The organism is Paenibacillus sp. 2003, from assembly GCF_031455635.1.
GTDB lineage: Bacteria > Bacillota > Bacilli > Paenibacillales > Paenibacillaceae > Paenibacillus > Paenibacillus amylolyticus_B.
Genome location: NZ_JAVDTB010000011.1, coordinates 108,165 through 121,473, shown reverse-complemented (window position 1 = coordinate 121,473; position 13,309 = coordinate 108,165). Strand labels below are relative to the sequence as shown.

Here is a 13,309-nt window from a genome sequence, read left to right as displayed (position 1 = left end):
TACCCCAAATCTATCAATCTACGAACAAAAAAAGTCCTTCCTCCTTCATATAGACGGGATTCAGGACATTTTGTTGCCTATTTGAGTTCAAATCTTTGCTCAACTTGAGTATAACGAACAATACGTTTGCTCGAATCGCCCAGCCTCCAAGTCAGACTTGCGAATGAAAAATTGCAGTTCCCCGCAATCCCACCATTGAAAACCTATGGCATCATGTGTATCTATCTTCAACAGCAGCAGCGTATCGGATAGTTCCTGCCATGTCCGATCCTCATCTCCGCCGTAATACTTGGTCAGCTTCTTCTCACATTCCTGCTCATTATAATCGTACTCTTCTCCCAGTGCGATCTGTAACAAGGCACGATGCTCGGCATCCGGATGCTGCCCGTCAGGATATCCAAACATACCACCCCAATTCAGCATACTCGGATGATTCCAGCTCGACTCGAATTCAAGGTATCGGTCATACAGACTCACTTCCGTTTCGGCCTCATCCGTCTCAAGCCGAGGCGGCGAGAGCTCATTCAGCGCGTTGGCGTCAATATATGCATATGTAGGAAACTCAAGATTAGGCAGTACAGTCACCGAATGTGCAACAAACGGTGATCCATCCAGCGTGGTATCACCTTCAGGCTCTCGCCTTATTAGGTTATGAGAACTCGGCTCAAAAATCACTCGATGTTCAATGGGACAAGCAGATTCATCCGTACCAACGAAAAAGTATAACATTCCACGTTCAGGCAAAGTCCCGCGCCCATCATTCGGCGTATACGGCGACAAATCCACCAGGTTCAACTGGGCCAGGAAAGTCATTGGAACTCCTTCTTGTGTTACGGGCCATTCCATGCGACTTGGCAAATCCGGATGTCCACCCACACGTGAGTTTCCTGTTCTGCGATATTCGTCCAGTGTGGATACATCGAGGCGAATTCCCCAGCGGCTTGAAGATAACAACAGATCGGCAGCGACTCCCAAACCATATTCCTCAAGTGTTTTACGGGCTTTTCTGGTCAGACGTTCACATTGTTCTGGCTTAATCATATAGATCCTCCCCTTTTGACAATACACCTATGCTGAGACATATTCAGGTTCACACCTGTATATTCTTCCGTCCCGACGTCTTTCCCTGCTTCTAGCAAAAAAAGAGACTGACATTCCCTGTCAGTCTACTTCCTTATCCTATATTCCATTTAACGATTTGGATCAGATGACTTTTCCTGGTAAGCACGCATATGCTCCTCACCGTCCAGGAATTCATGGGCCTGATGGGCTGCCATCACCCCATGATAACTGATATCCAGACCTAGATCTTCCTCTTCTTCTGTCGAACGTACAGGCACAATTTTGCCAATCAACTTTAACCCGATCCAGGTCATGGCGAATCCCCAGATGACCAGGGCTGTAAGGCCAAGTGCCTGAACACCCAGCAACCTCCAGCCGCCGCCCATGAATAATCCACCATCCGTGGCAAACAGACCTACAGCAATCGTGCCCCACATTCCTGATGCGGCATGCACCGGGAAAGCACCAACCGGATCATCAATCTGCCGACGGTCCAGCCAGTTGGTGGCAGCCATCATTAATAAGCCGGATACTGCCCCAATGAATATCGCCGCTACATCGCCAACAAAAGCACAGCCTGCCGTAATACCGACCAGTCCCGCAAGCGAACCGTTAATGACCGATGGCGCATCTGAACGATTGAAGCGGAATAACGTATACAACAGCGTAACCGCACCACCCGAAGCCGCAGATAACATCGTGACAATCGCAATGTGACCAATTCTTACATCCGTCGCGCTGAGAGTACTACCAGCATTGAAGCCAAACCAGCCGAACCATAACAGAAATGCACCTACAGATGCCAGTGGCAGATTGCTCGGGAGTGCAATGGCACTTACGCCAAGTGGTGTGTATTTCCCTTTACGTGGGCCAATGATAATCGCAGCAGCCAGTGCCGAGAATCCGCCGAGTGCATGGATGACAGCCGAACCGGCAAAGTCCTGCATCCCCAGCTGACTAAGCCAGCCGCCGCCCCATGCCCAGTGTCCACCAATTGGATAAATGATCGCCGTCATCAATATGATATACAGAAGATAAGCACGGAAGTTGATGCGCTCGGCTACCGCTCCTGAAACGATGGAAATAACGGCAATGGTAAAGGCAGCCTGGAACAACCAGAATGTCTCCAGAGATACCGGTACGTCCAGATGAGACAAATCCCCATTCAGGAAAAATCCCGTTACTCCCACAAAACCGCCAACGTCCGAACCATACATCAGTCCAAAACCGATAGCATAGAACAGTAACGTTCCAATCGTAATGTCAGCAAAAACCTTCATAATAATGTTCACACTATTTTTATAACGCACAAAGCCAGCCTCGAGCAGGGCGAATCCACCCTCCATCAATAAAATCATCGCTGCACTCAGTACGACCCAGACCGTATCGATCCCGGTGCTTAACGTCTCCAAAGTCATGCTTGTACATCCTCCGTTTCACTAAGCTGTCTGAGCTCACGGATTGTATCGGGCGCAAGCTCAATCTCGTCCCGCTCAATGCTGTCCGGATGCTTAATTCGTTCTGCGATCTGATCCAATTCACGTATGCGTCTGCGAATCTGTTCCATCTTGCGAAAACGTTCCTTCACCTGCACCATATACTCTACCGCCTGATGATGGGATGCGGGGCGTCCCGCAAACCATTTGCGTACGGGCGACAACGATTGATAAGCAACCTCTTCCGCTCGACGCTTTTGTTCGAACTGTTCGATCTTCTGCTTGAGCGTTTGGATCTCATTTTCTTTTTTGACCTTCAGCCGTTCGATAAGGTACAATAAATCGGACGATGATATTTGCAATGCTGTATGGTGATACACCTCGTCGATTACTAACATATCATGTCAGGACTCCTTACATATCAAGTTACTTGTACCGATTATAGTTTGCCGGGGTCTGCCCGTCAATCTTTTTTTGGACTTGGGATGGATTTAAATGAACCGTTCATGGAGAACGGCTTTTTTTATTTGGCACAGATTACATCTAACAAAGGCTAATCTTGCCTGGATTCGCATTCACTTATTCCATCCCCTATGCTTATAGAATAAGCATCCACATTTGGGGTAATGAACATACAGACTACCCGCATTATAGAACCCGTATATAAGGAGAGGATTGTACGATGTTTACTCGCAATGACGATATACGCAACCAAATCTGGGAAGCCGTCTCGGGACTCGAAGAAGAACAATTGAACCAAAAACCTTCACCCAAACAATGGAGTATTATGCAAGTACTACGTCATTTGAACCTGATGGAAAATGTAATTGGAAAACAAGCCCGCCTGGCTCTCGAAAAGGAACAGACGGTGTCTGTGGACAAAAAACCATATGAATTATCGTTGGACCGCAGCCGCTCCGTCGAGGCACCACCCCATCTTCAGCCTCCAGCAGCGCCTGAAGCAATTGCAGACGTACGCGGTGATCTGGACGAATCTCACCAAGCGTTAAACAACTTTGCATTGGATCATGATCATGATCCTGACCTGCTGCGCAGCAAGTCCTTTCCTCATCCCGTATTTGGTGAGATGGATCTTACACAATGGATTGACTTTACAAGTTATCATGAGGAACGTCATCTGGGACAGATTCAAGAGATCAAACAGCAGCTTGGCGTGTAAGCACAACCTACACTTTCACATAGCGAAGAATATAGTTGAACGACAAAAAACCTCCAATCCTATTAATTTAGGTTGGAAGTTTTCAATGTTCTTTTCTACGAATAAGAACGACACTTATATTTTTTTTCCCAAAATCGCCAGATCTCTATTCACACCATCCAACACGGCCACTTCAGGATAATATCCCCACTGTTCAAAACCATGCTTGCGCAACAATCCCAGACTCGGTTCGTTATGTCCAAAGACAAATCCGAGAATGGTCGTAATTCCAAGTGCAGGGCAAGCCGCAAATACCGTTTCGAGTAAACGCCCACCAGCCCCAATTCCGCGGCATTGCCGATCCACGTATACACTAACTTCCACCGTTCCATTATACGCAGGGCGTCCATAGAACGAGCTGAGACTTGCCCAAGCTACCACATGTCCTGCTTGCTTCATCACCCAAAGAGGACGATGATCCGGTGAATGTTCCTCGAACCACGGAACACGTTGCTCCACTGTCACTGGTTCCAAATCCGCTGTTACCATACGGCTCTCAATGGTGGAATTATAAATTTCTACAATCCTTGGCAAGTCCTCCAGGCGCGCATATTCAATCTGCACATCTTCCAGTTTCATCCCTATTCCTCCATCATTCCAGATCGTTCTATTATCATAGAGGATATTATAACGGAGAAGAGAAGTTTTCGTCACCTCTAACATTCTGACAGAGAATTACTCTGCCAGTCCCTGAATTGTGTTGCCACGAGTGAACTGTTGACTCTGGTCTGCCCAGCGAATGTTCATCGAGCGAGATGTGAACAGATCCGGGCCATCCGATACCTGGAAATGCAGATGAGCTTCACTGGAGTTACCCGAATTGCCCAGCTCACCGATGAGGTCCCCCTGCTTGAGTTTATCTCCTTTTTTGACCGAAACACTGCTTTTCTTGATATGTGCTGTGATGCTGTATTCACCGTTGCCATGGTCAATTATTACATAGTTACCCGCCGGCTCTTCCGGATTCATCTCACCGGGTACATTGTCCGGAATATCGTTCTTGATTTCAACGACGGTTCCATCCGCAGCAGCATAGAGTGGTTCACCAAAAGCATGGTAGCTTGCGTTTACCTTGGCATCCCCGTTATAACTGAAACCTTCTTTTGACCGAATGATATCCAACGCATAGCGCTGTGTTTCATGCTCATAATGATAGTTCGACATCACATCGTTGCCTCCCCAGAACACATACCATTCACCCTTTAAAGGGAAATGGAATTCGGTTTTGGTGAACTTTTGATCTGTATCCTCATGCGTTTCCAGCGGCTGGATCAACAGACCATCAATCTGATTGGCCTCGGTAAAATAGGCTCGAATCCCTTTTGTTCCTGTTTGATCCTTCCAGGCGAACTCGGTCAGATTGTTCATCTCAGCTGCGAACACTTGATCCAGGGAAGTTACTCCCTCCAGGAACTCGTCAGCAGACGTTTTAAGCTTTTCAAGTGTGATCGCTTCCTTCATTTGAGGACTCAACTGACGGTAAATATCTTCAATGGAACCCTTCATCAGGGTATCAACAAAATTGTCGGGTGTAACCATTGCAGTACCTTCTGAAGCGGAATTCTTTTCCTGATTGGATTTCTCGCTTGCTTCATTATTGGACGCCTGTTCGGCCGACTGCTGCTCCGCCTGGTCGGAAGTAATGGAATTGCTGTTGCCGCAAGCAGACAATATCACGCAAGCTCCAAGGGTAATTGCAAGCACCTTCCAGCCTTTTCTATTCTGTAATTTCGAATGTGTATGTTGCTCTGATTTCAGATGACCTTCCCTCTTCATTTTCAACATCCCTTCTGCTAATTCATTATACTTTCCAGTTAAGTGTACAGAATGAGTCTTATCCTTCGTCTAACCCCATCTTACATGTAGTTAAACTTGCAACGCCTTTTGAGGTTGTATAATTAAGATTCCGTTAAGATACTCGTACGCTATACAGCCTTCTTGGATGGTATGATTAGCAGTACACACAACAGAAGGATCAGGAGGTCATTTTTAAACTATGGATAACGTCTCATTACTGCTTGTGGATGATGAACAGGCGATTCTGCATATGCTCAAAACCGTTCTGCTCAAAGAGCAGTTTCTCGATATTGATACCGTTACAACAGGCGAAGCTGCCATTGAGGCATGCAATAACAAGACCTATCATTGCATCGTGCTCGACATCATGCTTCCTGGCAAAAGCGGACTGGAAATCTGTCCTTTTCTACGGCAGGTCACCGATGCGCCTATCCTGTTTCTGACGGCTAAAACAACCGATTATGACAAATTAACCGGATTCGCCGTTGGTGGCGACGATTATGTCGCCAAACCCTTCAATCCGCTGGAAGTCGTTGCTCGAATTAAATCATTGCTGAAGCGTTATTTACCTTCTATAACCGCAGCGATCTCGGATTACGCCCCATCTAACGTAAATGCGTCATCTCCCAGCACATCGGAGGGTGTGTACGACTTTGGACGATTCCAGGTGCTGGAATGGGCTGGTGAGCTTCGGGTTGAAGGAGAGTCCGTATCCTGTCCGGCACTTGTGTTTCAACTACTGCTCTTTTTCTGCAAACATCCCAATCGAATCTTCACCAAATCAGATCTATATGAACGGGTCTGGGGCTCTGAAGCCATTAGTGATGACAATACCGTGATGGTTCATATTCACCGCATTCGGGAGCGCATTGAAGCCGATCCTTCCAATCCGGTGTTTCTCGTCAACGTCCGGGGTCTGGGTTACAAACTGATTCAGCCGGAACATGTGTCACGCCCATGAGTATTCGTCGCAGGTTAATGACCCGGTTTATCGGGATGCTTGCCGGTGCAGTCGTTCTTATCATCCTGCTTGGGTCTGTAGCCACTTACTGGGTCGTTCAAAGGGTAAATGAAGTGAATTTGGTGGATGATTTTGCACTTAACGGTCTGGATCAATTGATTAATACAGCAGAGATTCTGCCAGATAATACGATCCGATATGACCCCGAATTGCTGAAACAAGTGGATAAAAATAACGGCTGGCTCCAGGTTCTGGATGAACAAGGTTACGCCATTGATGAATATCACACACCCGCTGATGTCCCCACTCACTATAAACCAGGGGAATTGATTGCATACTGGGAAAGCCAGAAACCGTTCCCTTATCAGATTGTGATGCTGATCCGGGAGAAAAATGGGAAGGAATTCACCTTGTTATATGGCGAGATTAACCCGGCCAAGTCCTTAATGAATAACATTCGTTCAGACCTTGCTTTCACCAACGGAAAACTTGATCTTCAGCCTGACCAACAGGAGGCCCTTCGTGCCGCCAATGCTTATCTTCAAGTATTGGATGCGTCAGGAAGCGAACTCTCCTCCTATAACAAACCGGCCATGGGCGTACCTAGCGAATACACCATTCAGGAACTCGTTCTGCAAGTTCGCTATCCGAGTCGATCAGGTATGTCTGTTGCAACGTGGTACGACGAACAGAATGAAACTACCTGGCTGATTAGCATACCTAGTGATCCATTGGCGACCGGAAATCAAAACCCCTACAATTTTATCCTGGAACCGGCATTGGTCATATTGATCGTATCCATCATCATTCTGCTCATTTTGCTTGCCTTCTGGTATGCCAACCGATTCGGTTCACCCATGCTGCATATGCTCCAATGGTTACAGCGTCTGGAACGAGGACATTACGAGGAACCTGCCGGAGCCTTTGGAGTTCCTCGCAGTCAGCGTCGTAACGGAAAGTGGAAGCGAAAATACAACGTGTATGCTGAAGTGCTTCGCTCCATGCAGGCCCTGTCTCACACTTTGAAGCAAGATGAAGAACTTCGGAAACAGAACGATTCTCTGCGGGAGGAGTGGATTGCTGGCATAACACATGACCTGAAGACACCCCTCTCCTCCATTCAGGGATATGCTCATATGCTTGAGGCGGATAAGTATAGCTGGACCGCGGAGGAAGTCAGGGAATTCGCAGGCATCATGCTCGATAAGTCCATGTATATGGACAGGCTTGTCAACGACCTTGCCATGACCTATCGATTACGCAGTGGAGGATATCAACCTGTAGTGGAAGAGACTGACGTAAATACGTTGCTCCGTGATCTGATCCAGCGCGCAGAACGGAATCCGGCATATGGAGAAGGTCGCATCATATTCCAACCTTCCGAAGTGCCTGTGTATGGACTTGTCCATATTCCGTCGTTTGAACGAATTGTGGATAATCTGACCGCCAATGCCCTTCTTCATAATCCGCCCGAGTCCATCCTGGTTGTCAGTGTGCATTCTGGTAAGCAGGCAGATGAATTCAGCATTCAGTTTGTCGATAATGGACGAGGCATGGACCCCGAGACGGTATGGAAGTTATTTGAACGATACTATCGCGGTACAGATACAGGTACATCGGACGTTGGATCAGGGCTGGGCATGGCGGTAACCAAAGGTTTGATTGAAGCCATGAATGGTCGTATTGAGGTACAGTCCACCCCTGGTGAAGGAACGATCATTCGCTTAATATGGGATGGGCCGTCCGAAACGAATTAAAATGTTCCGCTTGACCTTTCCATTTTCAGTCTATATAATCGACACTCAATAACACCTGTTCCAATATATTGATATTGAATGCAACACATTTCAGGATAACTTTAATGAGTTGATCTAACATATTTGGCGATGACCAGAGACATGATTTCGTTTGCGTGCTGCCCAGAGAGAGAGGGGATTGGTGAAACCTTCTTCAGCGAACGGACCGGAATTACCCCTCTGCAGCCGTGACCTCGAACCTCAGCATTTCGGACCTCCTTCGGATGTTCGGCATGCTGCCAGTAGAGTTCACCGCCTGATCCCCGATAACGGATTCCAATGAGGGTTATGATGTTTCCTGTTCACGGCGGCTGGTCGAGATCAGGGTGCACCATAACCAAATTAGGGTGGAACCACGAGCCAAGCGCACTCGTCCCTTTTCCGGGACGGGTGTTTTTTGCGCTTTCATTTTAAGAAATGGAGAGTGGTTCACATGAGCAAACAAGAAAACAGTAACTCAGTAAACAACAAATCAGGTAACGAAATAAACTACCAAGCAAATGATCTTCAACCATCCAGTCATTCCATTGAGGTCCGTCTGCAAGGTGGCGCGGTACGTTCTTACGAAGCAGGCATCACTGTAGGCGCGGTTGCCTCATCTATCAGCACAAGCCTGGGAAAACAGGCCATTGGCGGTATTGTAGATGGTCAGAATGTTGATCTCGATTGGGTGCTCAAGCAAGATTGCGAACTTGTTATCGTTACTTTGGACAGCGCGGAAGGTCTGTATCGTTATCGTCACAGCGCAGCACATGTGCTCGCACAGGCACTCAAACGCATCTACGGTGCGGAACAAGTGAAACTGGGTATCGGCCCAGTCATTGAAGACGGGTTCTATTACGATGTTGATCTGGAGCATGCCTTGTCCATCAGTGATCTGGCTGCCATCGAGCGGGAAATGAACAAAATCATTCAGGAGAATCATAAGATTAGTCGCCGGGTCGTTAACCGGCAGGAAGCCCTCCGTATCTTCGGAGAAATCCAGGACCCCTACAAGCTTGAACTCATTCAGGATTTGCCAGAGGACGCCGAACTTTCGATCTATGATCAGGGAGAGTTCTTCGATCTGTGTCGCGGTCCCCATCTTCCATCCACTGGCCGGATCAAAGCGTTCAAGCTGCTGAATGTGGCTGGTGCGTACTGGCGGGGTAACTCGGATAATAAGATGCTGCAACGCATCTACGGCACTGCTTTCCCGAACAAAGCCCAGCTGGATGAACATCTGTACATGCTCGAAGAAGCAAAAAAACGGGATCATCGTAAACTCGGCAAAGAGCTTGAACTGTTCATGTTCTCCGAAGAAGCGCCCGGCATGCCCTTTTATCTGCCCAAAGGTATGACTGTTCGCACTGAACTCGAGCAGTTCTCCCGTGAGCTGCAATTACAGGAAGGTTATCAGGAAGTTCGGACTCCTCTCATGATGAACAACCGGCTGTGGGAGCAATCCGGTCACTGGGAGCATTACAAGGACAACATGTATTTCTCGGAAGTGGACGATGCCACTTTTGCACTGAAACCGATGAACTGTCCTGGGCATATGCTGATCTTCAAAAATACACTCCATTCCTATCGCGAATTACCGATTCGCATGATGGAATTTGGTCAGGTTCACCGTCATGAATTCTCAGGTGCCCTGAACGGCATGATGCGTGTGCGGACATTCTGCCAGGATGATGCCCATCTCTACGTCATGCCAGAGCAGATCGAGGACGAGATCAATCAGGCGATCTCACTGATTGGACGTATGTACGATATCTTTGGATTCGAATACAAGATTGAGTTGTCCACTCGTCCGGAAGATTCCATGGGATCGGAAGAACTGTGGGATCAGGCGGAACGCGCATTGCAAAATGTGCTGGATCGTCGGGGCGTGGAGTATCGCATTAACGAAGGGGACGGTGCCTTTTATGGACCGAAAATTGACTTTCATATCCTCGATGCACTCAAACGCAGCTGGCAGTGCGGAACAATCCAGCTTGATTTTCAGATGCCGGAGAAGTTCGACCTCACTTATATTGGCGAGGATAGCCTGAAACACCGTCCGGTCGTAATCCACCGTGCCATCTATGGTTCCATCGATCGTTTCATCGGCATCCTGACTGAGCACTATGCAGGAGCGTTCCCACTCTGGCTTGCCCCCGTGCAAGTGAAGCTGCTGCCTGTATCGGATCATTACACAGACTATGCGCTCCAAGTACAGAGCCAGCTCCGTGCGGCGGGCATTCGGGTAGAAACAGATCTGCGCAGCGAGAAACTTGGATACAAAATCCGTGAAGCCCAGATGGAAAAAGTTCCTTATTCGCTCGTACTTGGAGAGAATGAGAAAAATGCCTCATCCGCCTCTGTCCGTGCATACGGTCAGGGAGATCAAGGCATTCAATCTATTGAAGCTGTTATTGAAATGATCCAACAAGCTGTGAAGGCAAAAGTCTGAACCACATCCGCATCACAACTTCTCGTCAGGCTTTAGCCCCACCTGTTCTTCGCTCCATGTCCAGAAACGCTCAGCTGAAGCATCATCAACGGCATGTTTCTTCAGCTGCTGCTCTTTCTGTTGATAGAAGTAACGCCCGGTGATCCCGACGACTTCAGGGCTTGTAGCCAGATAAACAGCCGTTCGTGCCCCTTCTTCAGGGGACAGAAAGAATGGAAGTTTACCTGCAAACGCCATAATGCGTGTGCCAAATCCGGTATTGCGATCTACGCCAATACTCGTTCCCACCGCACCAGGGTGCAGACAGTTCACTGTGACAGACGTACCTGACAGTTTGCGAGCCAGTGCACGAGTGAACAGCACGTTCGCCAATTTGGATTGAGCATAGCTTTTGATCGGATTATAACCTGTGTGCAGATGTGGATCTTCGAAGTGGATTTTGCCGGCCTTGTAAGCACCTGACGAAACGTTCACAACCCGTCCCTGCTTCGCAGCTTTCAGAGGTTCGATCAAAAGTAAAGTCAGCAGGAAATGTCCCAGATGGTTAATACCGATACTTTGTTCGAACCCATCTGAGGTTTCCTTCCGCTTGACCATCACCACCCCCGCATTATTAACCAGAACGTCAAGGCGATCATGACGCTCGCGGAATGTGCGGGCAAACTGGCGTATACTTTCGAGTGAACCCAGGTCACACAGCATCAATTCAATCGCAGAAGAGCCGGACTGACGCACAGCTTCCTGAAGAGCCTCCTGTCCGCGCTTCTCACTGCGGCATGCCATGATTACGCGATATCCTTGTCTTGCAAGTTCAATGGTGGTTGCCAACCCCATACCTGAGTTAGCTCCTGTTACAATTGCTGTCTGATTGGACATGAGGTACTTCCCTTCTGAACCTGAGGTTCCGAAATTAGAGGCGCAACGACGGACAATATGAGATAATGATAGGATCACATCTCGGTTTCCATGGGAGGACAAGTATGCTGACCAAAGAAGTTTTTAAAAAAGTTAAAAAACAAGCCAAACTTGAAATCGCACTACTCGAACAGGAATATCAGGAAATCTTGCAGAACGTTGATTCTACGCTGTATGAAAAATACGGTATTTTGGACAAAGAAGAAACACGTGAGCTCACCCGAAAACGCAAAAACCGAAGATATGCTTCACTCGTCATCGAACTATGCGCCATTATTGAACAAATGTTACATCAACTGTACAGAGACGTATATCAGAAAAAGTTTAATTCGACCCAGCTGATGAAAACTCCTGCCTACCGTGCACGCTCCAACATGGAGATCATTCAAGCCGAACTCAGTAAAGAGTTCATTGCTCTGGAATCCGAAAAAGAACACTTCGCTGAAGCCCTTGGTCTGGTATTTCAGACGAGGAACAAACTTGTTCATGATAATTTCTCGTTTATCTCCATCGTTAAGGATGGTAGTAATGAAGAAGAAACGTTCGAAGCACTGCTCCATACCGTTAAAAAATATAGAAAACACTTAAAATACAATCGCCCTGAATAACAACAATCATCGCTAAAAAAGAAAAGGAGGTGTACCGGACTACGGTCCGGATCACCATGAGCCATCCAACAACTTCAATTACTGTGTTAAATCTGCAGATTCCGACACCTTCCGGGAACAGCCCCATATTCCCCGTCATGCTTCGTGATGTAGATGGCGTTACCTTGGTGGATACGGGCATGATTGGACAATTTGCCGAACTTCAATCCGCATTGGAACAAGAAGGCGTACAGCTCTCGGACGTTAAACGGGTGATTATTACTCATCAGGACATCGATCATATCGGTAACTTGGGTGCTCTTTTGGATGCCATCCCTGATCTGGAAATCTGGGCACATGCCGATGAGATTCCATATCTAACCGGTGAGAAACCTTTGATCAAATTCACACCTGAACGTCGTGCTCTGCTGCCCGCGCCCGTTTTGGCACTGGCAGACCAACTGCTCTTGCAGCTGCCTGAAGTGAACATCAGCAGAATGCTGGCAGACGGAGACTTATTACCCCTTCAAGGCGGTACACAGGTCATTCATACACCGGGACATACACCAGGCCATATCTGCCTGTATTTCGGGGAGCAACAATTCCTGCTCGCTGCCGATGAACTTCGTGTGGTTGATGATGAACTGGTTGGTCCTGCGCCACCCGCAACACCGGACATGCCTGAAGCGCTGCGAAGCCTGAAGAAACTGACCGACCTTAAGCTCAATAAGGTTCTCTGTTATCACGGTGGAGAGTACACGAATGATCCGGCTCAGCGCATTGCCACACTTGCGGAGAGCGCAGAGTAAGAATAGAAAGCGGACTTGTGAGTGTTTTGGAACGACACAAGCATCCTATTAACGCTGTTTCTCTTCCTGCGGCATTGTGCGTTGTAGCCCATTCAAGATTAGGATGACACATACATTACAATCAAGGAGCTGTCCCATAAGTCATGAATTTGACGGGGACAGCTCCTTTGATTAATTAACCATGTGTATTTACCACTGCACTGGTGTTGACCATATGATAGCTCCTATTGCGCACGCCATGCATACAGTATGCACGCAGTATCTTATATTGCACCACGACATGTGCACAGTAT

At 47.8% G+C, this 13,309-nt stretch carries 12 protein-coding genes; 6 read left to right on the top strand and 6 right to left on the bottom strand.

The annotated features are described in order from the left end of the window. Positions 1 to 99: 99 nt before the first annotated feature. The 3 genes from J2X75_RS27670 to J2X75_RS27660 form a co-directional block, all read right to left on the bottom strand. Positions 100 to 1,041, bottom strand: a complete 942-nt coding sequence (locus J2X75_RS27670) for a YwqG family protein (RefSeq protein ID WP_310342391.1) — start codon at positions 1,039 to 1,041, stop codon at positions 100 to 102. A 149-nt stretch (positions 1,042 to 1,190) separates the two neighbouring features. After that, positions 1,191 to 2,480: an ammonium transporter gene (locus tag J2X75_RS27665; RefSeq protein ID WP_211084088.1), complete on the bottom strand. Its 1,290-nt coding sequence runs from the start codon at positions 2,478 to 2,480 to the stop codon at positions 1,191 to 1,193. Further along, positions 2,477 to 2,896 (bottom strand): hypothetical protein, encoded by a 420-nt coding sequence (locus J2X75_RS27660; protein ID WP_036610699.1) that lies wholly within the window; start codon positions 2,894 to 2,896, stop codon positions 2,477 to 2,479. Before J2X75_RS27660 ends, J2X75_RS27665 begins: the two co-directional genes overlap by 4 nt. 284 nt (positions 2,897 to 3,180) lie before the next feature. Between J2X75_RS27660 and J2X75_RS27655 the strand changes: the two genes are divergently transcribed. Continuing rightward, positions 3,181 to 3,678 carry a DinB family protein gene (locus J2X75_RS27655; RefSeq protein ID WP_310342388.1) on the top strand — a complete coding sequence of 166 codons (498 nt, stop codon included), beginning with the start codon at positions 3,181 to 3,183 and terminating at the stop codon, positions 3,676 to 3,678. Between the two features lie 114 nt (positions 3,679 to 3,792). Here the strand turns inward: J2X75_RS27655 and J2X75_RS27650 are convergent, their stop codons facing one another. Both J2X75_RS27650 and J2X75_RS27645 read right to left on the bottom strand, forming a co-directional pair. Then, positions 3,793 to 4,296, bottom strand: coding sequence for a GNAT family N-acetyltransferase (locus tag J2X75_RS27650; protein WP_310342387.1), 504 nt, complete (start codon positions 4,294 to 4,296; stop codon positions 3,793 to 3,795). A 96-nt stretch (positions 4,297 to 4,392) separates the two neighbouring features. Then, positions 4,393 to 5,493: a M23 family metallopeptidase gene (locus J2X75_RS27645; protein WP_310342386.1), complete on the bottom strand. Its 1,101-nt coding sequence runs from the start codon at positions 5,491 to 5,493 to the stop codon at positions 4,393 to 4,395. 220 nt (positions 5,494 to 5,713) lie between these two features. Here J2X75_RS27645 and J2X75_RS27640 point away from each other — a divergent pair, with 220 nt between their 5' ends. From J2X75_RS27640 to thrS, 3 genes are all read left to right on the top strand, one after another. Then, complete coding sequence (locus tag J2X75_RS27640) at positions 5,714 to 6,475, top strand: response regulator transcription factor (RefSeq protein WP_307538811.1); 762 nt, start codon at positions 5,714 to 5,716, stop codon at positions 6,473 to 6,475. Beyond that, complete coding sequence (locus J2X75_RS27635; RefSeq protein WP_310342382.1) at positions 6,472 to 8,232, top strand: sensor histidine kinase; 1,761 nt, start codon at positions 6,472 to 6,474, stop codon at positions 8,230 to 8,232. Before J2X75_RS27640 ends, J2X75_RS27635 begins: the two co-directional genes overlap by 4 nt. A 472-nt stretch (positions 8,233 to 8,704) precedes the next feature. Beyond that, on the top strand, positions 8,705 to 10,705 hold the full coding sequence (gene thrS, locus J2X75_RS27630; protein WP_310342380.1) for a threonine--tRNA ligase: 2,001 nt from the start codon (positions 8,705 to 8,707) through the stop codon (positions 10,703 to 10,705). 12 nt (positions 10,706 to 10,717) lie between these two features. Here the strand turns inward: thrS and J2X75_RS27625 are convergent, their stop codons facing one another. After that, positions 10,718 to 11,581: an SDR family oxidoreductase gene (locus J2X75_RS27625; protein WP_149846416.1), complete on the bottom strand. Its 864-nt coding sequence runs from the start codon at positions 11,579 to 11,581 to the stop codon at positions 10,718 to 10,720. 104 nt (positions 11,582 to 11,685) lie between these two features. Between J2X75_RS27625 and J2X75_RS27620 the strand changes: the two genes are divergently transcribed. Then, on the top strand, positions 11,686 to 12,228 hold the full coding sequence (locus J2X75_RS27620) for a hypothetical protein (protein ID WP_310342375.1): 543 nt from the start codon (positions 11,686 to 11,688) through the stop codon (positions 12,226 to 12,228). A 29-nt stretch (positions 12,229 to 12,257) separates the two neighbouring features. Continuing rightward, the gene (locus tag J2X75_RS27615; protein ID WP_310342373.1) at positions 12,258 to 13,016 is read left to right on the top strand and encodes an MBL fold metallo-hydrolase; all 759 of its coding nucleotides are present in this window, start codon (positions 12,258 to 12,260) and stop codon (positions 13,014 to 13,016) included. Positions 13,017 to 13,309 lie beyond the last annotated feature (293 nt).